This window comes from Sphingorhabdus arenilitoris (genome assembly GCF_042651485.1).
Classification (GTDB): Bacteria; Pseudomonadota; Alphaproteobacteria; order Sphingomonadales; family Sphingomonadaceae; genus Sphingorhabdus_B; species Sphingorhabdus_B arenilitoris.
In genome coordinates this window covers 75,001-98,877 of sequence record NZ_JBHSDH010000006.1, presented here as the reverse complement: position 1 = coordinate 98,877, position 23,877 = coordinate 75,001, and the positions used below count along the sequence as shown (strand labels likewise).

Below are 23,877 nucleotides of genomic sequence, written 5' to 3'. Positions count from 1 at the left end.
CGTGCCGTTGCAACACGATACGACAAGCGCGATGACAATTATCTCGCCTCGGTACAACTCGCCTCAATCCGCATCTGGTTGCGCTTTAATGAGTCGGTGACCTAGCGTCCAACACCAGCTTCCTCGACATTGACGAAATCGCCGCCGCAACATCGCGGCCGCAGGATGTGCTGGGTATGCATTTCTTTTCCCCGGCTAATGTTATGAAATTGCTAGAAGTTGTCCGCGCCGAAAAAACCGCGGATGATGCGCTGGCCACGGCGATGGCGATTGGCAAGAAAATCGGCAAGGTCGCGGTAGTTGCCGGTGTCTGCGACGGATTTATCGGCAACCGGATGCTGAAACCGCGCCAGTTGGAAGCCAACAAACTATTGATGGAAGGAGCGACGCCGCAGCAGATTGACAAAGTGCATACCGATTTTGGTATGCCCATGGGGCCATTCCAAATGAGCGACCTCGCCGGTGTCGATATCGGCTGGCACCGCGATGAAAGCCGGATCGAAAATATCCGCGACGCGCTATGTGCCAAAGGGCGCTGGGGTCAGAAAACGGGGAAGGGCTTTTACGATTATGATGAAAAGCGCCAGCCCACACCCAGCGCCGAGGTTGCCGAGATTATCGAAGAATTTCGCGCCACGTCCAATATGCAAAAGCGCGAGATCAGCGATCAGGAGATCATCGAACGCACCCTATATCCCATGGTCAATGAAGGTTATTTGATATTGGAGGAAGGCAAGGCACAGCGCGCATCCGACATCGATGTGGTATGGATTTATGGCTATGGTTGGCCGGTATATCGCGGCGGACCGATGTTCTGGGGCGATCTGGAAGGCGCCAAGAAAATCGTGGAGGCTTTGGAACGCCATGGGTTTAATGTCGCTGCCACGTTAAAGGCAAAGGCATAGATAATCAGGTGAGGTGGCGAACCATCCGCCGCCTCACCCCGATCATGGATCAGTCGTTAAATTGGATAAAATCCACCTGCCCGCCGGTGACGCCGCAGCTAAAGCTTGATACGCGCGCACCCGACAGATCGCCCTCCACCCGCCAGCCGTCGCCGTCACGGGTAACCGAACTAATCTGTTCCACCTGCGCATTGCCGCCTGCACGGCTTTCTGCTGCGACAGAACAAGCCTCTACCGCATCGCCAATATCATTGCCGCTGCCATATCCGCCCTCGGTTCCGTTTTGCGGGAAATTTTGCCGATTGTCCTGTGGGTAGTTTTGGGGATAACCTCGCGGATAATCCTGTGGATAATTCCGGTCATCCCGGTCGCGCTTCTTAGATTTGCTGGCGGCGTCGGCCAAAATCGCGATCCCCGCCAATATTCCAATGCCCGCAATCACATCACCTGCATCCACTCGGTCGCGGTGCCGGTGATAACGGCCCCGCCGGTGATAAGAGGATGCGTCATCATCATAACTCGCCGCGCCGTCATAGGCGCTGAGTGGTGCATGGTCTGTTGTGCCCATATCCGCCGCCATTATCGGCGCAGCGGGTGTAAGGATCATCGCCACAGATGCGCTGCCCAGAGCTATTTTCTTGAATATATACATTAAATTGCCCCCATAAAATGCGCAGGCATTTTGCCCTGCGCCGCATAGATAGTGGGTTCAGCCTGTCTCGAAGCTGAACCCCATTTTTCTATATCCGGATCAATAACCCCTGATCCCGCGATAATCGATATCAACCACCCGGCCGCGTTCTACGTAACAGGTGAATTTGCCGCTGTCATAATTACGATAACCACCCCGGCCATAACGGTCATACCGGTCGCGATAGCCGCTATTCACCGTCAAACGGCCTTTGACTGCATAGCCATAGCGGGTGCGGTCGATGTCTCTGATGTCGGTAACCTTGGCATAGCCATAGCGATTGCCGCGCTCGACAGTGCGGATGCAGCGGTTAATCGCCGCGCGTTCGCCGTCATAGCCACGTCCGCGGTAAAAGCCATCACGGCCTCCGCGATGATAGTCGCGGTCATATCGGTCATTATCATTCGACGACAATATCGCCGCAATGCCGCCCAATATAGCGACGCCAGCAATCACTTCGCTGGTGCTTATGCCATCATCTCGGTCGCCATGTTTGGCGAGTGCTGGATTGGCAGAGACAGCCATTGCCGCAGCAGCAGCAGTCCCCATTATTGCTTTGGTCATATTTTTCATGACATGTCTCCTGTAATACCAGCGGGCTGTTCCCGGCTGTTGGAGACTTTTTAGGACAAGCGATTTGACCCAAGACTGAACCATGCTGTCAGGAAATGTTCATATAAAACTCTATTTTTATGAACATCACTATTTTTCATTTCAGATGGGTTATTTACATCCGCGCCTCACCCCATTCGAGCCATCCAAATGGCTTGGGGGTCTTTGGCATATAGCCTTTATCGCCGTGCGACACGGTAAAGCCTGCATTTTGATAGGCGGCGGATATGGGCCGCGTTAAATGGCAATTGCCGCCAATGCGTTTCCAAACAGGTTCAATGCGCCGTTGCCATTTCTGCACATTCGCATCGGGCGCGCTGCCATGTTCAAGGAACAACACTTGGCCGCCGGGACGCAGCACGCGGCACATTTCGGACAATACCTGTTGCTGTGCGTCCACCGAGCATAAGGTGAATGTGCAGACCAATGTGTCGAAGCTGTCATCATCAAACGGCATCGCCTCGCCCACGCCGCCTAATATATTGGCGGAAATACCCAATGCCTGCGCCGCGCTGCGCGACTGCTCCAACAGGGCCGGCGATGGATCAATCCCGGAAAAGCTTTTGATCCGGGCGGGATCGTAAAATTCCATATTGATTCCGCCGCCGCAGCCCAGTTCAAGGACATCCCCCGACGCACACGGCACGATGCGGCTGCGCGCTTTCATAAACTGCCCTTGCGAACAGGCACAGCTTATCAAGCGCGGGACCATATGCCGTTCCCACCAGCCAACGGGTCGGGGTTGCCATTGTTGCTGCGTCATTTTGCTGTCCCTATTGGTTATTGCTGCGTCAAGTTAAGCCCCGTCCATTTCGCTAAAAAGGCATAGATGTCGGAATATTCTTCGATGAGCTTGTCGGTGGGTTTGCCGGACCCATGGCCTGCGCGGCTTTCAATGCGGATGATTTTGGGCTTGTCGCCTGTGTCTGCGGCTTGCAGCGCGCTGATATATTTGAAGCTATGGCCCGGCACCACGCGGTCGTCGGTGTCGGCGGTCGAAACAATCACCGCCGGATATTTGCTGCCCGATTTGATATTGTGATAGGGCGAGTAGGATAGCAGGTTTCTGAAATCCTCCTCCTTGTTCGGATAGCCATAATCGTCCACCCAGTAACGCCCGGCGGTAAACCGGTCGAAACGCAGCATATCCATCACTCCAACAGCCGCATGGCCCGCCGCGAACAGGTCTGGCCTTTGGTTCACCACCGCACCCACCAGCAAGCCGCCGTTCGACCGGCCTTCGATGGCCAGCTTGTCCTTTGTGGTAATCCCCTGAGCGATCAGATACTCACCCGCCGCGATGAAATCGTCGAACACATTCTGCTTGTTCAACAAACGCCCCGCATCGTGCCAAGGCTTGCCATATTCGCTGCCGCCCCGGATATTGGCGAGCGCAAACACCCCGCCCGATTGTATCCACGCCATCCTGACCGCGCTATAGCTGGGAAGCTGCGGCAGGTTAAAGCCGCCATAGCCATAAAGGATCGTGGGCGCGCCGCTCGACAGGTCCAAATCCTTTCGGTGGACAATGAACATGGGGATTTTTGTGCCATCCTTCGATGGATAGAAGATTTGAGATAGCGCTATATCCTCTGGCCGAAAACTAAGCTGCGGCTGCGCGAAGGGCGTGGATTTTCCGGTGCGCGAGTCAAAGCGGTAGACGGCGCCGGGCTGATTGAAGCTTGAGAAGCTGTAGAAAGTTTCCGGATCGCCCGGTCTGCCGCCAAAGCCCGACGCGGTGCCGATGCTGTTCAGGCTGATCTGCTGCACCGGCTCGCCCTGAAGGTCGGTCATCATCGCCATCGACGCCGCGTCCTTCAGATAGGACAGCACCAACCGGTCGCCGACAATCTGCGCGCGAGCGAGGGTCTCTTCGCGTTCGGGGATGATGTCGGTGAAAACATAATCCCACAGATTGCATTCTTTGCTGGGATCAAAACCACATGGCCCTCTGAAAGTTCTTATAGCTTTCAAATCGACGCTGAGAACTTTCAGCTTCGGCGCATTTTTGTTGGTTACAAAATAGAGTGTGTCACCAATCCCTTCGACCAGTTGCCAGTCATAATCGAGGCCCTGCACCAAAGGCTGCACCTTCCAAGCCCGCTTCTTGCCCAACGGAATCACATTCAGCTCATATTTCTCATCCGTCCCCGACGAGCTGGTCAGCACTACCCAGCGGCCATCCTGCGTCACCTCAGCTGTGTGACCGAGCTCCTTTCGGTCCGGGGTTGCATAGACCACTTCATCGGCGCTCTGCGGCGTGCCGATCTTATGGAAATAGACCGTTTGATTGAAGTTCAATTCCTGAAACGCCTCACCCTCCTTCGGCTCGGCAAATCGCGAATAGAGGAAACCTTCATTTCCGACCCAGGCGATGTTGGTGAATTTGGCCCATTTAATTTCGTCCGTCAGCACCTTGCCCGTCACCACATCCAGCACGCGGATCGTGCGCCAATCCGATCCGCCATCCTGGACCGAATAAGCCAGCAGCTTGCCATTTTTGGATGGCACCCAGGCGTCCAGCGCGGTAGCGCCGTCGGTTGCCCATGTGTTCGGATCAATCAGGACGCGGTCCTTACCCTTTAGCCCCTTGCGCGCGTAGAGCACCGATTGATTTTGCAGGCCGTCATTCTTGGTGAAAAAATAAGTGCTCCCTGCTTCGTCGGGCAAGCTATAGCGCTCATAATTGAACAAGGCCTTCATCTTTGCGGCCAGCGCGTCCTTCCCCGGCAGGCTGTCCAGATAACCATCCGCCACCGCCTTTTGCGACGCGACCCAATCGGCCACTTCCTTGCTGCCCCGCACGTCATCCTCCAACCAGCGATAGGGGTCGGCGACCTGCACGCCAAATTGCTCCTCGGTCACATCGACCTTTTTCGTATCGGGATAGGCAAGCGGCGCCGTCATGTCGGCGGTGGCCGCGCTCACGGCGGCGGTAGGCCCGCTGTCTGGCGCATCATCAGCGGCAATCGCTGCGCTGCTGGTCATGGCAAGCGCGCCGGCGGCACAGAGCAGGAATGATTTTTCGGTGAAATTACGGCGCATGAACGGCTCCCCTAAATTGGCTTCGGCAGCAGGCTAGCGCTCCTTCGCCGCTCACGCAATTGGCGAGCGCGGATTATTTCGTTTCAGCGTAATTTTATGAGGCGGGCGGCAAGCTGTCGATCCGCCGCTGCATATCAAGCGCGTCAAAATCGCGGTCAAATTCGGCCAGACTGAGCATCCCGGCACAGGGCATTGCGCCGCGAAAATCAAAGCGGCCATCCCGCAGCCGCCGCGCCAATGCCAACGCGGCAAGGGTCGGCGTAAACGGCCCGCGATTGGCGTCCGCCGCAAGCGTCCAGCGGCGCCGTGCGCGCTGACCAGCGGCATCAGTGCCGCTAACCACCACTTCCATCGCGCCCTTGTCACTGCCAAAGCGAAGGAAACGCTGCGCCATCCAAAGCATTATACCGGCCGCCGGGCGCAGCGACGGGATCAAGCCCCAGCGCACAGGCAGGCTGAGCCCCCACAGGCCCAGATGCAAGATGGGCAGTTCCAGCCCCGCAAAAAACTCCGCTGATTTTGTAGGCGCATACCGGGCAACGAGCAGATCCTGATCGGGCGTATCACAAATGCTCGCCCATCTTTTGCCAACGCCCGCAATATCGGCGCGGTGCAGCATCCCCCATCCGGGCAGCTGCTGCCATCTGCCATCACGAAACACCCGAACCGGCTTGCCGCTATAGGATAATATCGCCTCAACCACCGCTCGTCCGCGCGGCGCACGGTTGCCGGGATAAATGCCAACCTGAATCGCCTCAACCTCTCGCCATCCGGCGGTTAGATGATCGAGGACCGCGTGGGATAGCGCAGGCACCGAGCTGGCCCCTGTTATCACCGCTATATTCGCGGCCTTTGCACGGACATCAAAACGGCCAATCGCACCGACAAAATCGCGCCCATCGGCCAAATCTGCATAGTGGCAACGCGCGTCAATCGCTGCGTCAATCACTGCGCTATGGGAGTTTTGGAACGGGCCGGATGCATCAATCACCAAATCGACACCCGCCAAATCATCGGCACAGATCAGGTTGCGGTCGAGAGCCCGGACAGAATATCCGTCATGTCCCGCCGCCAGCCGCTCCAACGGTGCGGTCCGCCGCCCCACCAGCGTCACGCGCCAGCCCGGTTCTTTCTGCATCAACTGCACAAGACGGCTGCCAAATACGCCGCTCGCGCCGATGATCATAATATGCGCGGGGGCATCGGTCATTGGTCGCAAAACTCCGCGCGTTGATAAACCAGCTCGCCCAATAAAGGGTGGACCAATATCAGGCTAAAATCAAAGCGGCCTTCGCCCTTGTCAATATGGCGAACCTCGGTGCGGCCCGGTCCGCAAAAATGCGGAATGCGAATACGGATGCGGCCTAGCTTCAGGAAATAATGGTCGCTTTCAAAGGCCAGCCCGCCCTCCACCGCCCGCACGCGCAGCGCCATGCCGATGCCTTTGCCAATATATTCCTCCAGCCCGCTGGGTCCGGCAAAGCGTTTCGCGCTATTAATCATTTGCGGGAAGCCGCGCCGATGATGATAAATTCTGGTCCATAATTGTCCGCCGCCCTGCGGGTCTTCGGCCACACAGACGGCGGCGGGCACACCAGCATCCCGGCTGAGCGGTAACGGCGCCCCGATCAGGCGGAGCGCCTGCGCCAAAAACCAGCCTATTTTGCTGAACCGCGCTTCTTCAATGCGTCCGGCATAGAGCGCAACGCGGTCACCGGCGAGCCGTTTGCTGAAACGCTGCTGCACCCGTAGCGGAAGCGCGTCCCAATCGGCGCGGGGCAGCAAAGCGCGGAAACGAAGGTCGAGCAATGCGGCACCCTGCACCTGGTTCTGCGCAATATCGCCTAAGCTATCGTCTGCGCTGGCCGGGCCTATGTCATTGGCCACCTGCATAGCTACAATGTTTGCAATATCTGCCCTCTGTTTCATCTTGCCGCACTCCTATTTTTGCGACTCACCTTTATTCTGTAATTTCTGTTTATACAGAAATATACGGCATTGCAAGGACTTTCGGCTATGACCTGATGCTTGGCACATATGTACCCCGAAACAATTTTGGATGATGGTTTTTGAAGGTGGAGCACAGACTCAAGGCGTCAACCTGCTGCTCGGCAAATCGCGGTGCCTTCTGCGCATACCAAAAAAGGCGGAACCGAACGGTCCCGCCTTTTTGTTATTCGTATCTTGGAAAAGACGGATTAGTCTTCGGTCAAGCCGTCATCATCCGCTTCGACAGGGCCGCTATCTTGGCCCTTGGCATCGACATTGCGGTCAACCAGCTCGATTACACCCATAGGCGCAGCGTCGCTGCCGCGGAAACCGGCTTTTACAACGCGGGTATAGCCGCCATTGCGGTCGGCATAGCGCGTGGCCAGCTCGTCAAACAGCTTTTTCAACTGTTCGTCATTCATCAACCGGCTTTGTGCCAAACGGCGGTTCGACAATCCGCCTTTTTTCGCCAGCGTCACCAGCTTTTCAACATAAGGACGCAGCGCCTTTGCTTTGGGCAAAGTGGTCAAAATCTGTTCGTGTTTAATCAGTGATGCGGCAAGGTTGCGGAGCATCGCGTTACGGTGCGCGGTAGGGCGCTGCAATTTTTTGAGGCCAATTTTGTGGCGCATGGTATTTTCCTTCGTTCGTTATGGACCCGTATCAGGTAGTCCGTAGCTGGCGACAAATCGGGTGCCGCCGTCCCGTTACAGATATCAATTTAAGGGAAGACGCCCTAGCAAACGCCTTCCCTTAACTGTTTAGCCGAGAAGCTCTTGTTCCAGCTTCTTCGCCATTTCTTCGATATTTTCTGGCGGCCATCCGGGGATGTCCATGCCGAGGCGCAGACCCATGGACGACAAGACTTCCTTAATCTCGTTAAGCGACTTGCGACCAAAATTGGGGGTGCGCAGCATTTCGGCTTCGCTCTTTTGCACCAGATCGCCGATATAGATGATATTGTCGTTTTTGAGGCAGTTTGCGCTGCGCACTGACAATTCCAGCTCGTCGACTTTCTTCAGCAGATAGCGGTTCAGTTGGTTCGCATCATCCTGCTCGCTCGATTGCGCAGCTTGGCCAATCATCGGCGACGATGCGGCCATGCTGTCTTCGAAGTGGACGAATACTTGCAGCTGATCCTGAAGGATACGCGCGGCATAGGCAACCGCATCTTCGGGCGTAACCGTGCCGTCGGTTTCAACGGTCAGGCTCAGCTTGTCATAATCCAGTTCTTGACCAATACGCGCATTATCGACCTTGTACGACACTTGGCGAATAGGCGAATAAAGCGAGTCAATCGGGATCAAACCGATCGGCGCATCGGCGGGGCGATTGGCAACCGCAGGAACATAGCCTTTACCGGTATCTGCGGTAATTTCCATGTTCAACGTCGCGCCTTCGTCCAAATGGCAGATGACGAGATTTTTATTCATCACTTCGATATCGCCTGAAACGGCAATATCGCCTGCCTTAACTTCGGCAGGGCCAGTTGCGGAAAGTTGCAGCCGCTTTGGACCTTCGCCTTCCATTTTCAGCGCGACTTGTTTCATGTTCAAAACAATGTCGGTAATATCTTCGCGAACACCGGCGAGCGAAGAAAATTCATGCAAGACATTTTCAATCTTGATTGAGGTAATCGCCGCACCTTGCAACGATGACAACAAAACTCGGCGCAGCGCATTGCCAAGCGTAAGGCCAAAGCCGCGCTCCAATGGTTCGGCAACAAAGGTTGCCTTGCGCGCCGGATCGCCGCCTGTTTTCAGGTCGAGCGCGGTGGGCTTTTTCAGTTCCTGCCAGTTCTTAAGGTTGACTGTCATGGATATCCCCTAGTCTTTATGGGCGGGAGCGGATTTGTGCACTTTTCCGGTCCGGCCGTGGTATAAGAAGGCGCAGCTATCGCTGCCCCCGGATGCAAAAAACTTATGTTAAACGCGGCGGCGTTTCGATGGGCGAACACCATTATGCGGTATCGGCGTCACATCGCGGATAGAGGTGATGTTAAACCCAACAGCCTGCAAAGCGCGCAATGCCGACTCGCGGCCTGATCCTGGGCCTTTCACTTCGACTTCCAAAGTGCGGACACCATGTTCGGCGGCTTTTTTGCCGGCATCTTCTGCTGCGACCTGCGCTGCATAAGGCGTCGATTTACGCGAGCCTTTGAAACCCATCATACCAGCCGAAGACCAGCTGATTGCGTTGCCTTGTGCATCGGTGATGGTGACCATTGTGTTGTTGAAGCTGGCGTTGACATGGGCAACACCGGCGGAGATATTTTTCCTCTCGCGCCGCTTAATTCTTTGTGGTTCACGTGCCATGATTCAGATTTCCTGTATAAATTCTTGGGTGATAACCGCTTGCAAATATCAAGCGGCGTAAACAGCCATAATGGGCTGCTTACTTCTTCTTGCCTGCAATCGCCTTTGGCTTGCCCTTGCGGGTGCGCGCATTGGTATGCGTACGCTGGCCACGAACAGGAAGGCCTTTGCGATGGCGCAGGCCGCGATAGCAGGCCAGATCCATCAAGCGCTTAATATTCATAGACGTGTTACGGCGAAGATCACCTTCTACGGTGTGATCCGCATCGATGGTTTCACGGATTTGCAGGACTTCGGCATCCGAAAGATCCTGAATACGGCGGGCATGATCAATTTTCAACTTGTCGGCAATCTCAACGGCTTTGGTCCGGCCAATACCGTGGATATAAGTCAGCGCGATGATCACGCGCTTATTTGTTGGGAGGTTAACTCCGGCAATACGTGCCACTTATCTATACTCCTTAGCTCCACAAGGCGCCCGGGATTGGGGCCTTATCTCATCGCTGAACTTTCCAAAAACGCACAAAACCAGCGGACGCAAAAAAAGCGCTGCTGGCCTGACCAGTTATTTGGAATAGGCGGGCCTTAGTGTGAGTCGGTAAAATTGTCAAGCGCAGTGCGGCCAGTGCCAGACAATGCAATTTCGCTTGCCGCCGCGTCAAATGCTTAGCATAGCGAAAACCATAAAAATAGTGACGTTTCAGGGGATATTATGGCACGTAGGACCGCATTCAATCTGGCCGGAAAATCTGCCCCCGCAGGACAAGCCACCCAAATCGCCCTGCCCGTCAGCGACCTGTCCGCAGGGATGCAGGCGCAATTGGAAGCGCGGGTGTATCATGGCGCAAAAGACGGTCCGGTCATCTTCGTTAGCGCCGCCATACATGGTGATGAGATCATCGGCACCGAAATCATCCGCCGGGTGATGAAAAAGCTGAACCCGCGCCGAATGGCCGGCACGGTGATATTTGTGCCCGTCGTCAACATGTATGGCTTTATCAGCCACAGCCGCTATCTGCCCGATCGCCGCGATCTGAACCGCAGCTTCCCGGGGTCGGAACGGGGGTCATTGGCATCGCAGCTTGCCAATATCTTCTACACCGAAATCGTCACCAAATGCGAATTGGGTATCGATATCCATAGCGCCGCCATCCACCGCTATAACCTGCCCCAGATACGGATTGCATCGGGTAATGCGAAGCTGAAAAAATTGGCGATTGAATTTGGCGCACCTGCGGTGATTGAAGCGCCGTTGCGCGATGGGTCCCTGCGCGAAATTGCAAAAAGTGACGGCGTCGATATGCTCTTGCTGGAGGCGGGCGAAGGGCTGCGCTTTGACGAATTGTCGGTGCTGACCGGCGTAAACGGCATATTGCGCGTGATGCGGCAATTGGGGATGATAACCGCAAAACGGCTTGGCAAAATTCCTGCGCCGCCCGCCCAAACCACAAAAACCGCGTGGCTGCGCGCCAGCCGGGGCGGGGTATGCCGGTTGCAGGCTGTGTCCGGCGACGCGGTTAAAAACGGGCAAACCCTCGCGATTATTAGCGATATTTTCGGCGATGATGAAGAAATTATAACCGCCTCTGCCGACGGCATCATCATCGGCCATGCAACCTTGCCCATTGTCAACCAAGGCGATGCCATCTTGCATATTGCCGAAGTCCGCATCTTCGCCAATGTCGAAGAAAGAATGGACGCAATAAATGATGCTATGATGGGCAATGAAATGCTCGACGAGGATGAGCTTATTTAGGCAGTGAGCATTCAGGCTTAAAATAATGGGTTAGGAAAGCGATATGAGCAGCTATATTCGAATGACCGCGATTGCCATGACCGCATTGATAGGCAGCGCATTGATCGGCAGCGCACTGGTCGCTAACCAAACCACCGGCGCAGACACCACCCGCGACACAGACGGCGCACATATCGCGAAATTGTCATCTACTATTCCCGATATTCGGGTCAGCGAAACCCATGTTCTACCGCAAAATCCAGACCAATCGGAACTGGATGGATTTTGCAGCCATTATCTGACCCAAGACGTGAGCGCTTATGGTGAAATGGTCCAAAAGGCAGGCTGGCTCGTCACAAGCGAGCATCAAGAGGGCGGCCTGCATTTTGTCAGTTTTTCCTCGGCTTTGGACCCCGGCACCAGCGGCGTGTGTTTTGGCCGGAATGGGAATTTGGCGATGTTTGGCGATGGCAAGCTGCTCGCCATCGCTTATTCGGCAAGGCCCGATGATCTGGTCATTGGATCGCTCGATCCGCTGGACCAGAAGCCGGGCGAGTTTTACATTGGCGATGGCACGGGCCCCTATGCGCCTATTGCAAAAATGACGGTGCGCGGTGGTATATCAGCGATCACCCCCCTACCCGCGCAGGAAAGCTATTGCGGCGGGAAGGCAGTCATTCCCAATATTTACGGCAAACAAATTTTTGATGCACGAAAACCGCTGCGCTCTGCGGGATGGCGGCCCAATAGCAGCCCCGACGAGGGCTATGGCGGCACCGTCACCCACCTGCGCAAAAGCGTGCCCGAAGTCGACGGCTGCTCCGGCACGGGCTATGGTTTTTGCACCTATGCCTACCGTAAGGGCAAAATGACCTTAGGCATGACATCCGTGGGTGAGGAATATAACATTATTGGCTATTCGGTGGATTGCGGCGAATAGGAAAATCAGCCTTTACCCTTGGTTTTGGTGGAACCGGTTTTGGCATTTTTCTCCATAAATTCGATGATCGTGCCAGCTACATCAAGGCCAGTTGCGCCTTCCAGCCCCTCCAATCCGGGTGAGCTATTCACTTCCATAATCACTGGGCCATGATTGGAGCGCAGCAAATCGACGCCCGCTACATTCAGCCCCATTACTTTCGCGGCGCGGATCGCGGTCGAGCGTTCTTCGGGGGTAATTTTGATTGTCTTGGCGCTGCCGCCGCGGTGCAGATTGGAACGGAAATCGCCCTCGGCTCCGGTGCGCATCATGGACGCCACTACTTTACCGCCAACGACGAAAACGCGAATGTCACTGCTACCGGCTTCTTTGATGAATTCCTGCACCAGAATGTTTACATTGGCCCCGCGAAAAGCCTCAACCACAGATTTTGCCGACCGTTCTGTATCGCCCAGAACCACCCCAATCCCCTGCGTTCCCTCCAAAAGTTTGATGACGCAAGGCGCACCGCCAACAATTTTAATCACCTCTTCGGTTTGCTTGGGATCGTGGGCAAAGGCCGTGACGGGCAGGCCAAGGCCATGCTTCGCAAATATCTGCATCGAACGCAGCTTGTCACGCGACCGGCCAATGGCCACGCTTTCATTCAGCGGCCATACGCCGGACATTTCAAACTGACGCAGAACGGCGAGGCCATAATGAGTGATCGATGCGCCGATACGCGGAATAACCGCATCATACCCTTTCAATGTCTCTCCATTATACAAAACCGTGGGCCGGTGCGAAGTAATATTCATCGTGCAGCGCAGCGTATTGATAATATCCAACTCATGCCCGCGCTGCTCCGCCGCTTCTTTCAGCCTGCGGTGCGAATAAAGTTTCGGATTCCGGGCCAGCATTGCAATTTTCATAAATATCCTTTTTTCTTATATCTTTACTCGGGCTTACCCAGCATCCATTTCTTGCCGCTATTGACCAAAAAGCCCCTTTTTAATCCGCGCCGCCCAATCAGCACGGGGAATGCCATCGACCCGCGATTTGCCAGGGTCAGTTGGCCATCCCATATCAAACTACCCAATTTCAATTGCGCGGCGATGACATAACGTAATTGTTCTTTGCCGTTCGAACTGCGCACCATACGCCGGTCAACAACTGGCGCTCGCAGCCGTATAACATGATCTTTGGCGCTTGCGTGAAAAGAGAATTCTACCCACGGTGCCCCCTCTTCGTCAAACGGTTTAATCCTTGTCGCGTGGATTGAGGAGGTTGCCGCTCCGCTGTCCATTTTCGCATGAACCTGGGTCAAACCAAGACTGGTTATATCCACCAGCTCGCACCAGCCGATTTCCGTCATCTTGCGGATGATCTTTTTCTTGCCCAAGGAACCGGCAGGCCTGCTTCGCTGCGCCAATTATCTCTCTTTCGTCACGCCGGAGGTGGCAGGCTGTGGTTTTTTGACCGTTGCCGGTGGTTTTTTATCCACTGCGGCTTTGGCCTTATCCCTTATCGCCGCGTCTGTGCCCTTGCCCTCTGCATCGGAATCATCCTGATCGCTATTCTTGCCTTCACCAATGCCAAGACCATCCAAATCAAGCGACCAATTGGACGGTTTATTCTCAACCGCAGCCAAGCTCTTAAACGGCTTCACCAATCCGGCCATCTGTTCGCCAAGCACCTTGTCTACCGCAGGCGCGATTTCACCCACCTTGTAGCGCATATAACCGCCAACAACATAAGAGAAGCTGAGCTTCGTTCCGGCCTTACCCTTATTGGCGGCCATCGCCACGGTTAGGGTTCCGGTCACTGCCTCCGATTGCAGCGGCCCCAGTGCGCCCTGCATTCGTAGCACATTGCCGGGCTGCGCAAAAATCACCCGCATATGTTCCACGCTGCCCACGGTTTTCATCTTTCCATCCGCGCCCTTTTCCTGAAACAGCTCGCAAAAACAGCCATTGGCCTGGGCATCAATGTAAAAACCGGCACTGCTGCCCGACCAGCTATGCGCTTTGTTCCACCAATCCTTGGGCGAAATTAACCTTTTCCATATTTCATCCGGGGTCGCATCAACCTCCGCATTGTGAATGATGACAAAGCCATTTTCGCTGCTGTCTTTCACTTCGGCCATCGCCGCTGTGGGAAGGGCGGTCAATGTGACTAATGCGCTGATGAATAATTTTCTCATGGCCTACTGATAGCCGCTTTCCGGCCTTTCTTGCAATGGTGCAATTCAAGGCGGCGATGGTAGAGAGGTGATAAGGCGATCACCCACCGGTCACAGGACGATCACAGGACGATCACAGGGCTTTGCCAAAAGCAGCGCTGCTGTTACATAGCGCCAGAGCGCGAGGATAGCCGCCCTCCCGCTGGTCCTTATCACCATTGGAAAGCCGTAACGCATGACGAGCAATCACCCCGAAAATCCGCACCGGCGGTATAATCCGCTATCGGGGGAATGGGTGCTCGTATCACCGCAGCGCGGAAAGCGTCCATGGCAGGGACAGGTCGACAGCCCGGATATACTGCCGTCACAAAGCCATGACCCTACGTGTTATCTGTGCCCCGGCAATGAAAGGGTCGGCGGTGATGTAAACCCGAATTACGAAGATATATTTGTGTTCGGCAATGACTTTGCGGCGCTGACCCAACAGGAAACGGAAACGCTGCCAACTGACCCGTTATTCCGCCATGATGCCGTGACAGGCGAATGCCGTGTCATTTGTTTCTCCCCCGACCATAGCAAAACGCTGCCCGAATTAACCACCAGCCAAATACGCAAGGTGATCGATTGCTGGGCCGATCAATCGGCTGAGTTGGGACAGGCCTATCCATGGGTGCAAGTTTTCGAAAATAAGGGCGCGATGATGGGATGTTCCAGTCCGCATCCGCATGGCCAAATATGGGCGCAATCTGCCGTGCCCAGCTTGCCCGCTGCCGAAGACCGGAACCAGCGGATGTGGATGGACGAATATGGCTCGCCGATGCTGCTCGATACGGCCCAGCGGGAGAGCGCCGATGGGTCGCGCACCGTCGTTCAAACAAACCATTGGATCGCGGTCGTTCCATTCTGGGCCTCATGGCCGTTTGAAACATTGCTATTGCCGCGTTTTGCCGTGCGCCGGATTACCGAGCTCACCGAAACGCAGCGCGATGATTTGGCGGATGCATTACAACAGCTAACCTGTGCCTATGATAATTTATTCCAATGCTCCTTCCCTTATTCGATGGGCTGGCATAGCGCACCATTTGGCCAAGCAGACGACGCGCATTGGCAACTACACGCGCATTTTTACCCGCCGTTGCTGCGCTCTGCCGAAATTCGCAAATTTATGGTCGGCTATGAAATGATGGCCGAGGCGCAGCGCGACCTGACGCCGGAACAGGCCGCCGCCTTGCTGCGCGATGCAGCTGGCCCGCATTACAGGAACAGATAACGCCATGATGACCCCCGAAAAATCCGCGCGTAATGCCTTTCATCTGATGACGGGACAGCCGCCCGAAATTTGCGTGCGTGCGCCCGGGCGCGTGAATTTGATAGGCGAGCATACCGACTATAATGACGGCTTTGTCCTGCCCTGCGCCATTGGCCGCGAAACGGTGGTGGCCGCATCACGGCGCAGTGATCAGACCGTCCGCGTTATCGCAGCGGATTTTGGCGACGTGCAGGATCAATTCGCAATCGACCAGACGATCGAAGCGCTGCCCGGTTCGGCATGGCAAAATTATGTGCGCGGCATGGTGAAAATTATGCGCGATGCCGGACATGGAATAGGCGGCACCGACATCGCCATTTCGGGGAATATCCCGTTAGGGTCCGGCCTGTCCTCGTCTGCTTCACTGGAGGTCGCTTTGGGCACGATGATGCAGCATTTGTGGGTGTTACCGGGCCTTGATCCTGCACAAATCGCGCTGCTGGGGCAAAAGGCGGAAAATGACTTTGTCGGATGCCAATGCGGGATCATGGATCAGATGATCTCCGCCGCAGGACAAGCCGGTCATGCGCTGGCGATTGATTGCCGCAGCCTTGCTTTATCGCCGGTTCCTATCCCCGATGACCTTGCAATCATCATCGCACAAAGCGGCATCACCCATGACAATGTTGGCGGTCATTATAATGACCGGCGGCGGCAATGCGAGGAAGCGGCAAGGATGTTGGACGTTGCCGCGCTGCGCGATGCCGATATGCCCATGCTGGAGGCCAAACGGGGGCAAATGGACGATGTCGTCTATCGCCGCGCTCGGCACATTGTTACTGAAAATCAGCGGACGTTCGACATGGCACGCGCACTGGCCGAAGCCGACATACAGGCAATGAGCATGCTGATGGCTGAATCGCATAGCTCCATGCGCGATGATTTTGAAATCACCGTGCCGGGCATAGACCGCTTGGCCGAAATCATGCAGCGGGCGGCGGGAAAATATGGCGGCGCCCGGATGACCGGCGGCGGATTTGGCGGCGCAGCAGTAGCGCTGGTCCGCGCTGACCAAGCAGAAGCAGTATGCGCGAGCGTTCGGGAGCACTATACCACGCCCGCTGGAACACCGCCCGAAATCATGGTGGAAAAAGCCGCAGCGGGCGCATCGCTTTGCCCGTAAAGCAGTTCCACCGCCGCCCCATAACGAAGATCGTCATCCTGAACTTGTTTCAGGACGCCTGCAAAACTAACCGGAAATGCGCGCCCTCATCCGATGGCACAAAAATCAATTCGCCATTGCTCGCCTCAACCAGCGAACGGGCGATAGCAAGGCCCAGGCCCGTTCCGCCTTCGCCGCGTTTGCTGGTGAAAAAGGCATCGAAAATCCGGTCGCGGTCGCCGTCTGCGATACCCGGACCATTGTCGTGATAATCGACGATGATCCGTCCCTGGTCAGCATAGGCGGCGATCGAAATCTGACTTGCCCCCGCCTGCTGACTATTTTCCAACATCGTGGTCGTCACCGCTTCGATGGTTGCGGGCGGGGCGAGTGCGGGCGGTAACGCGGGAGAGGTCTGCTGCAGCACGGTAAAATCATCACTGCGAAATCCGTCGGCAATCCCGGCGATTACCTCGGCCACATCGGCCTTTGCATCCGCATCGGTGATTTGCATATCGGCCTTAGCCAGCTCCATCAGCCGCCCGACCAGCGCCGATAAACGATCGGCGTCGCCGGTCATATTGTCATAAAAACGCTGTCGTTCCTCGGCGGACATTTGTTCGCCATGATCTTCTAGGAGCTCAATCGCTCCGCGTATCCCGGTCAGCGGCGTCTTAAATTCATGGCTGACCGACGCGGCAAAATCGCGCAAATAATGCGACCGGCGGGTAATCGCTTCGGCCATGCTGCGATAGTCATCATATAGATCGCGGATTTCAACCACGCCAAGGCCGGGCCGCGCCGGAATGCGTCCGCGCCCCGCCGTCATCATTCGCGTGGCGCGGCTTAGGCTTTCAATCGGGCGGATGATTGCGCGCGCCATGATCGCGGTGATGCCGATCAGGATCGCAAATATCACCGCGATGCCCAGCGCGATTTTGCCAATATCCTGATAAATGCCTTCAAACAGGACGCGGGGCGAACGGGTGATGAGCAATGCGCCGCGTATCTCCCCATTGATCCGAAGCGGCCGGGCATGGTGGAGCCGAAGACCCGATGCACGGCTGAGCCATTCGAAGGAATAGCGCGGATTATAGTCGCCATTGCGGCGCAGCTTCGTGTTAATCTGACCAGCGAGCGCCGACCTTGCTTCTTCAATATGGGCGTAGCTACGGCCCCGTTCAAAGCCCGCAACGACAATGCCATTTTGGTCGATCATTTGGATCGATGCCAATGTGCGGCGCGATGTGGACAGCATAACCGGCGTCATTTCGCTGGCAACGCGCTGTGCGATTTTATCTGCGCTGCCCGCCTGCACTCCGGCCGCGCGCGCCGCCAGAACCCGCGTGCTGCTCAAATCAATCGTCGTTGGTTCGCGCCGGTAATTTTCTTCCTGCCCCGACAGCGAGGAAAAAGACCGCGATGGCAACGCTTTGGCTGAACGCGAATATTTGCCCTTTGACAGCCAGCCATCCTTGGGCTGCGGCGGCGGCAGATCGGATAGCATTTTCGACCCGGGCCAGCGTGCCTCTGTCGCCGCGACCAGCGCCGCCCCTTGCGCAATCAGCTCCGCCTCTGTTTGCCGGACCAGCGTATTTTCATACACACGAAGGCCAATCGCGCTAATCCCCGGAAGCGCCGCAACAAATAGCAACGTCCCAAAAATAATCGTGCGCAGCCGCATCACCGGCCAAAAGCGTTTGATCAGCGTTTTGACGGCTGCAATCACTTAACCACCGCAGGCACCAATGCGGTAACCAACACCGGCGCGCGTTTCGATCAGGTCATCACAGCCCGCCTCGGCAAATTTATGCCGCAAATTGCGCACATGGCTGTCAATTGTTCGGTCGGTAATGGCAAAGCCGGGGCCGTGCAGGCGGCTGATAATCGCATCGCGGCTGAATATCTTGCCGGGTAAGCTGGCCAGCGTGCGCAGGATGGAAAATTCGGTCACCGTCAGCGTGATTTCCGCATCACCCCACCGCGCGGTCCAACCGTCCGGGTCGAGCATCAATGCGCCATGTTTGACCACCCCATCGGCCTGCGACGATACCGGCGGGCGGGATGTCGTCCGGCGCAGGATCGCCATCACCCGGGCCACCACCTCACGCGGGCTAAAGGGTTTGGCGACATAATCATCACCGCCCAGCTCAATGCCCAGAACCCGGTCAATTTCATCATCGCGCGATGACAGGAACAGGATCGGCACGTCACCTTCGCTGCGCAAGCGGCGGCAAACCTCCAGCCCGTCCATTTTCGGCATATTGATGTCGAGGATGACAAGGTCGGGTTCATGCCGGGCGGCAGCGATCAGCGCAGCCTCCCCGTCTGCCGCCTCGACGGCTTTCTGCCCCGCCTTTTCCAATGCGAAGACCAAAAGCTGGCGGATATGCGCGTCGTCATCGACGACCAATATTGTGCGTGACATTGGCCCCATGATCATTGTTCCAGCTCCTTTGTCAATGCCCCGTTGTGCCAAGCGCCAGCGCCAGCCGGCGGCAAGTCACCCTGCGTGCCTGCCGATATTTCGGGTCGCAGTATTTTTTCGCCGCCATTACCCGGAGTGACATTCGGAGCCTCTGATGCGGTGACCAGCCCGTCACAGCTTATGCTTGACCGTGAAACTCGATCCATCCCGTCGCCTTTCAACAATATCCGCGCAGTTTTTAACCGCTCAGCCTCCCGATAGGTCCAATATCCGTTGTTGCTGCGGATAATCATTTTGGCCATGATATCCTGACGCACATCTTTCACGCGTTGCCGGAACATGGGGTCCAGTGGCTGATCCGATTGTTCCAATGTGATCAGCGCCAGCAGCGCCGATGGGCCCAATTGGTGCAAATAGCACAGGTCAAGCGAGACACCCTTGCCGCCCACTTCGCGTGCATGGCCGACATTCCAATGCGCCGCCGTAGCGCCGGTATCGACAAAGCTATAGCCCGTCAGCAGCAGCAAAGCGGCCGCCAAATTGCTGTTAATCAACCAGCTTGCGCGGCGCATCAGGAAAATGCGGATGCAGACAAGCGCAAGGCCAATCGCCACCAATCCCATCCATGCCAGCGCAGCAATGCGCAGCTGTGTCAGTGAATAGACCTCAATATAATCCAGCGTGCGCAATATCGATGAGGCAACGAGGAAAATATTCTGCACGATCCACATGACCACTAGCCGCCTGATCCATGGGGCGTTGGCCGTTGCCGATCCGGGGCGCAGCGTCACCAGCACGAACAGCCCGGCCAGCAATGCCGTCGCGATTAACGGATACGCGCCGCTATGCGCATATTCGGCAAAGGTTACGCCATCGGGCAATCCCTGCCCGGCCCAAAGAAATGCGATGTCCGAAATATTCTGCACCGCGAATAACAGGTTAAACGCAAAGAGCGAGATGGTCACTGACATGACGCTGACCCCGGCAATCCGAACATCGCCTGTACCGTCAAAGGTCGAATATAAATGACGGGCAACCTGCGGCCGTAAACTGGCCCAAACGGCCGCGAATATTAAGGCCCATGTCAACAAGCGAAGATGCAAGTCGCTGCCTAGAGATGGCAAGCTGATGCTATCGACAAATTTGGAGATCAGCGGATTGGCCTGCGCAAATAGCAGCAGGAAAATACCGCTGCCGATCACCGGCAAAACCAATATGCGCCAGGCCGACAGAAGCGACCGGCGATGTCCGCGCCGATTTGCGCTGCGCAATTTGGTCCAGTCGGTGAATGGCCGGACATATTGGTTGATCGCGTGAAACATTAACCGCTGAAACCAGCGCCAGCCATCGTCAAATGCCGCGGTAGACGGCAGCAAAATGGCCATGCTGATCGCGCACCAGAATAATATCCACGTCAGAAATGACGGGTCGATGATCTGTGCGCCTGCGAACAGCATCGCCATAAACAGCGCGGCAAGCGCCCGTTTATCGCGCCAGATGGACCGCTGCGTCACAAACGCGCCGGCGGTCCATACAGCGGCGAATATCCCGCCGCCTGCGCCGTCCAATATGCCTTGATAAAAAAATATGTCACCCATCGTGACCAGCAACGCCGCCACCAACAGCTTCATCAAAAAGCTATATCGCGGCGTTGTAAATGCTGCAGTCGTCATAAAAAATCCCCTATTGAAACTGCAAAGCTTATGACGCGGCATTGTCGAGCGCAGATGGTGCGATGCGTGAAATTGCGGCGGTATATATGTGCAGATATTGTGCAGGCGGCCGCATCACCCCGCTTGCCCGCGTGGCCGAAATATGGTGGAAGGGATGGATAAGAATGAGGAGACCCCCCGTGACCGCCCCTGATGACCTGTTGGTGAAGGCCCCCGCCGCTGCAATCGCCCGAACCCATTGCACGGCCAGCCAATATGATGCGCTTTACCAACAAAGCATTGACGCGCCGGACGCCTTTTGGGCGGACCAGGCAACGCGGATCGACTGGATCACGCCGCCCACAAAGATCAGCAACTGGTCCTATGATCCGGTGGACATCAAATGGTATGAAGATGGCCTGTTGAATATCTGCCACAATGCGGTGGACCGCCATGTCGCGGCGGGCAAGGGCGAGAGCACGGCGTTGATTTTCGAACCCGATAGCCCGGACGGCGAGGTCCGCAGCCTCAGCTATGCCGAATTATTAACCGAAGTGATCCGCATGGCCGGAACGCTGAAAAAAATGGGGGTCACAAAAGGCGACCGGGTCACCATTTATATGCCGATGATTATCGAAGGCGCGGTGGCCATGCTCGCCTGCGCCCGGATTGGCGCAATCCATAGCGTGATTTTCGGCGGATTTTCGCCCGATGCGATTGCCGGACGGATCGAGGATTGCAGCAGCGATTTTGTCATCTGCGCCGATGGCGGCCTGCGCGGGGGGAAACACATACCGTTAAAGGCCAATGTCGATGCAGCGCTCAACAAAACGCCGGTGCGCAGCGTGCTCGTCATCCGCCATAGCGGCGCAGACGTTACCATGACCGATGGCCGCGACCATTGGTATCATGAGGTCAGTCAGGACGTGGTGAGCGAATGTCCGTGCGAACCAATGAATGCCGAGGATCCTTTATTCATCCTCTACACATCGGGTTCAACAGGAAAACCAAAGGGCGTTCTGCACACCACCGGCGGCTATGCGGTCTGGACCGCAGCGACATTTCATTATGCATTTGATTACCGCGAGGGGGAAATATTCTGGTGCACCGCCGATATTGGCTGGGTCACTGGACATAGCTACGTCATATATGGCCCGCTGCAAAATGGGGCGAGCGTGCTGATGTTCGAAGGCGTGCCCAATTATCCCGGGCATGACCGGTTCTGGCAAGTCGTGGACAAGCATAAGGTCAATATTTTCTACACAGCGCCGACCGCAATCCGCGCGTTGATGCGCGAAGGCGATGACTATGTCACCCGCCATGACTTATCCTCCCTCCGCCTGCTGGGCAGCGTTGGCGAACCGATCAATCCAGAGGCATGGCGCTGGTATCATGACACCGTGGGCAAAGGCGCGCTGCCGATCATCGACACATGGTGGCAAACCGAAACCGGCGGGGTGATGATTACCACCCTGCCCGGCGCGCATGATATGAAACCGGGCAGCGCCGGCCGTCCCTTTTTCGGGATTCAGCCGCAGCTGGTGGATAATGACGGGGCGGTCTTAACCGGCGCGACATCGGGCAATTTATGTATCACGCATAGCTGGCCGGGGCAGGCGCGGACGCTGTATGGCGACCATGACCGCTTCGTCCAAACCTATTTTGCAACCTATAAGGGCAAATATTTCACGGGCGATGGATGCCGCCGTGATGAGGATGGCTATTATTGGATCACGGGCCGCGTCGATGATGTCATCAACGTGTCGGGCCACCGCATGGGCACAGCGGAGGTCGAAAGCGCGCTCGTGCTGCATGACAAAGTCGCCGAGGCCGCCGTTGTCGGCTTCCCCCATGATATAAAGGGCCAGGGCATTTATTGCTATGTGACGCTGAATGCTGGGATTGAACCAAGCGAAGCATTGGAGGCCGAATTGCGCGCGCAGGTGCGCCGCGAGATTGGTCCGATCGCCACCCCCGACCATATCCATTTCGCTCCGGCGCTGCCCAAAACCCGGTCGGGCAAAATCATGCGGCGGATATTGCGCAAAATTGCGGAGAATGATTTCGGCTCGCTGGGCGACACATCGACGTTGGCTGATCCGTCCTTGGTCGATGGTTTGATCGAAGGCCGCAAAGCCCGGTAAGGCACTGTCTGGTCCGGTAGTATGCGGCCCGGCATTATGCAGCGCCGCGGCTCCGCGCTATTTTATCTGCCCATCCAGCCATTTGGCGGCAGCGGTAGCGCTGGCTTTTTCTCCGCCATCAACCATCATGTTTGCGCGGCGCATTTTTTCAACGGGGATCGCCCCCACCAATGGGCGCAGCGCTGTCAGCAGCTTCGTATCCTTGCTCGCACGGGGACCGACCAGCAGCAGCGCGTCATATCCCGGTATCGCGCCTTTTGTGTCGGTCAGCACGGTCATGCCATAGGCCGCAATCCGGCCATCGGATGAAAAAGCGGAAATGACATCTGCATCGCCGCTGCGGATCGCATCATACATGAATGTCGGATTGAACGATTTGGCTTCTTGAAACCTCAACCCATAAGCATCGCGCAGCGCCGCCCATTCGGGCCGGTCCAAAAATTCAACATCGCTGCCCAATGTCAGTGACGGTGCCTCCCGTGACAGGTCGGCGATTGATTTGAGGCGCAGCTTGTTCGCCAAATCGGTGCTGACCGCCATCGCATAGCTATTTTCAAAGCCCAGCCCGCCCAGGCTCGTCACCCGGTGCTCCGCTTTTGCCCAGCGCGCCACTTCGCGCCGCATATCGGCCTTTGAAATCTTGTCGGTCCGCTTCATCGCATTGGTCCACAGCGTCCCCGAATAATCGACATAGACATCGACATCATCGGCGGTCAGCGCCTCAAACACCACTGCACTGCCCAGATTGCTTTTATATTCAACCTGATATCCCGCTTCCTCCAAACGGTTCCCGATCAACTGCGCTAGGATAAATTGTTCCGAAAAACCCTTTGCGCCGATGGTAACAAC

22 protein-coding genes and 1 pseudogene (1 of these 23 only partly in view) are annotated in these 23,877 nt (G+C 56.2%); 6 read left to right on the top strand and 17 right to left on the bottom strand.

The window, feature by feature from the left end; genetic code table 11:
- Positions 1-101 precede the first annotated feature (101 nt).
- Positions 102-905: pseudogene (locus ACFOWX_RS01345) on the top strand (3-hydroxyacyl-CoA dehydrogenase family protein); the annotation flags it as partial.
- A 49-nt stretch (positions 906-954) separates the two neighbouring features.
- Here ACFOWX_RS01345 and ACFOWX_RS01340 read toward each other — a convergent pair.
- The 10 genes from ACFOWX_RS01340 to rpsM form a co-directional block, all read right to left on the bottom strand.
- Entirely contained in the window at positions 955-1,557 is a 603-nt protein-coding gene (locus ACFOWX_RS01340; protein WP_381420649.1) for a hypothetical protein, read from the bottom strand.
- Positions 1,558-1,656: 99 nt separating this feature from the next.
- A complete protein-coding gene (locus tag ACFOWX_RS01335; RefSeq protein WP_381420648.1) occupies positions 1,657-2,169 on the bottom strand; it encodes a hypothetical protein in 513 nt (170 codons plus the stop codon).
- A gap of 154 nt (positions 2,170-2,323) precedes the next feature.
- Positions 2,324-2,971, bottom strand: coding sequence for a class I SAM-dependent methyltransferase (locus ACFOWX_RS01330; protein ID WP_381420647.1), 648 nt, complete (start codon positions 2,969-2,971; stop codon positions 2,324-2,326).
- A 17-nt stretch (positions 2,972-2,988) separates the two neighbouring features.
- A complete protein-coding gene (locus ACFOWX_RS01325) occupies positions 2,989-5,253 on the bottom strand; it encodes a prolyl oligopeptidase family serine peptidase (protein ID WP_381420646.1) in 2,265 nt (754 codons plus the stop codon).
- A 94-nt stretch (positions 5,254-5,347) separates the two neighbouring features.
- A complete protein-coding gene (locus ACFOWX_RS01320; RefSeq protein WP_381420645.1) occupies positions 5,348-6,463 on the bottom strand; it encodes a saccharopine dehydrogenase family protein in 1,116 nt (371 codons plus the stop codon).
- Positions 6,460-7,182: a DUF4166 domain-containing protein gene (locus tag ACFOWX_RS01315; RefSeq protein WP_381420644.1), complete on the bottom strand. Its 723-nt coding sequence runs from the start codon at positions 7,180-7,182 to the stop codon at positions 6,460-6,462. The genes ACFOWX_RS01320 and ACFOWX_RS01315 overlap by 4 nt, the downstream gene beginning before the upstream one ends.
- Positions 7,183-7,451: 269 nt before the next feature.
- Positions 7,452-7,874, bottom strand: coding sequence for a 50S ribosomal protein L17 (rplQ, locus tag ACFOWX_RS01310; protein WP_381420643.1), 423 nt, complete (start codon positions 7,872-7,874; stop codon positions 7,452-7,454).
- A 129-nt stretch (positions 7,875-8,003) separates the two neighbouring features.
- On the bottom strand, positions 8,004-9,059 hold the full coding sequence (locus ACFOWX_RS01305) for a DNA-directed RNA polymerase subunit alpha (RefSeq protein WP_381420642.1): 1,056 nt from the start codon (positions 9,057-9,059) through the stop codon (positions 8,004-8,006).
- Between the two features lie 108 nt (positions 9,060-9,167).
- Complete coding sequence (gene rpsK / locus ACFOWX_RS01300; RefSeq protein ID WP_381420641.1) at positions 9,168-9,557, bottom strand: 30S ribosomal protein S11; 390 nt, start codon at positions 9,555-9,557, stop codon at positions 9,168-9,170.
- Positions 9,558-9,636: 79 nt separating this feature from the next.
- Positions 9,637-10,005, bottom strand: coding sequence for a 30S ribosomal protein S13 (gene rpsM, locus ACFOWX_RS01295; protein ID WP_381420640.1), 369 nt, complete (start codon positions 10,003-10,005; stop codon positions 9,637-9,639).
- A gap of 264 nt (positions 10,006-10,269) precedes the next feature.
- Between rpsM and ACFOWX_RS01290 the strand changes: the two genes are divergently transcribed.
- Both ACFOWX_RS01290 and ACFOWX_RS01285 read left to right on the top strand, forming a co-directional pair.
- Positions 10,270-11,313, top strand: coding sequence for a succinylglutamate desuccinylase/aspartoacylase family protein (locus ACFOWX_RS01290; protein ID WP_381420639.1), 1,044 nt, complete (start codon positions 10,270-10,272; stop codon positions 11,311-11,313).
- A 43-nt stretch (positions 11,314-11,356) separates the two neighbouring features.
- On the top strand, positions 11,357-12,232 hold the full coding sequence (locus ACFOWX_RS01285) for a hypothetical protein (RefSeq protein WP_381420638.1): 876 nt from the start codon (positions 11,357-11,359) through the stop codon (positions 12,230-12,232).
- A 5-nt stretch (positions 12,233-12,237) separates the two neighbouring features.
- On the opposite strand, the gene rimK is transcribed toward ACFOWX_RS01285, so the two are convergent.
- The 3 genes from rimK to ACFOWX_RS01270 are packed head-to-tail and all read right to left on the bottom strand — an operon-like array spanning position 12,238 to position 14,414.
- A complete protein-coding gene (rimK, locus tag ACFOWX_RS01280) occupies positions 12,238-13,143 on the bottom strand; it encodes a 30S ribosomal protein S6--L-glutamate ligase (protein WP_381420637.1) in 906 nt (301 codons plus the stop codon).
- 23 nt (positions 13,144-13,166) lie between these two features.
- Positions 13,167-13,643, bottom strand: coding sequence for an ATP-dependent zinc protease family protein (locus tag ACFOWX_RS01275; RefSeq protein ID WP_381420636.1), 477 nt, complete (start codon positions 13,641-13,643; stop codon positions 13,167-13,169).
- Positions 13,644-14,414, bottom strand: coding sequence for a hypothetical protein (locus ACFOWX_RS01270; protein WP_381420635.1), 771 nt, complete (start codon positions 14,412-14,414; stop codon positions 13,644-13,646). It abuts the gene before it with no gap.
- Positions 14,415-14,628: 214 nt separating this feature from the next.
- Here ACFOWX_RS01270 and ACFOWX_RS01265 point away from each other — a divergent pair, with 214 nt between their 5' ends.
- The gene (locus ACFOWX_RS01265) at positions 14,629-15,663 is read left to right on the top strand and encodes a UDP-glucose--hexose-1-phosphate uridylyltransferase (protein ID WP_381420634.1); all 1,035 of its coding nucleotides are present in this window, start codon (positions 14,629-14,631) and stop codon (positions 15,661-15,663) included.
- A 4-nt stretch (positions 15,664-15,667) separates the two neighbouring features.
- A complete protein-coding gene (gene galK, locus ACFOWX_RS01260; protein WP_381420633.1) occupies positions 15,668-16,825 on the top strand; it encodes a galactokinase in 1,158 nt (385 codons plus the stop codon).
- Between the two features lie 49 nt (positions 16,826-16,874).
- Here the strand turns inward: galK and ACFOWX_RS01255 are convergent, their stop codons facing one another.
- The 3 genes from ACFOWX_RS01255 to ACFOWX_RS01245 are packed head-to-tail and all read right to left on the bottom strand — an operon-like array spanning position 16,875 to position 20,905.
- On the bottom strand, positions 16,875-18,533 hold the full coding sequence (locus tag ACFOWX_RS01255) for a HAMP domain-containing sensor histidine kinase (RefSeq protein WP_381420632.1): 1,659 nt from the start codon (positions 18,531-18,533) through the stop codon (positions 16,875-16,877).
- Entirely contained in the window at positions 18,534-19,247 is a 714-nt protein-coding gene (locus ACFOWX_RS01250) for a response regulator transcription factor (RefSeq protein WP_381420631.1), read from the bottom strand.
- Positions 19,244-20,905, bottom strand: coding sequence for a DUF4153 domain-containing protein (locus ACFOWX_RS01245; protein ID WP_381420630.1), 1,662 nt, complete (start codon positions 20,903-20,905; stop codon positions 19,244-19,246). Before ACFOWX_RS01245 ends, ACFOWX_RS01250 begins: the two co-directional genes overlap by 4 nt.
- Before the next feature lie 179 nt (positions 20,906-21,084).
- On the opposite strand from ACFOWX_RS01245, the gene acs reads away from it, so the two are divergent.
- Positions 21,085-23,028 carry an acetate--CoA ligase gene (acs, locus tag ACFOWX_RS01240; protein WP_381420629.1) on the top strand — a complete coding sequence of 648 codons (1,944 nt, stop codon included), beginning with the start codon at positions 21,085-21,087 and terminating at the stop codon, positions 23,026-23,028.
- A gap of 57 nt (positions 23,029-23,085) precedes the next feature.
- Here the strand turns inward: acs and ACFOWX_RS01235 are convergent, their stop codons facing one another.
- A protein-coding gene (locus ACFOWX_RS01235; protein WP_381420628.1) for an ABC transporter permease/substrate-binding protein crosses the window boundary here: on the bottom strand, positions 23,086-23,877 show its 3' portion. 726 nt of this gene lie beyond the right edge of the window; 792 of the gene's 1,518 nt are visible here — the last part of the coding sequence; its start codon lies beyond the right edge, outside the window; the stop codon is at positions 23,086-23,088.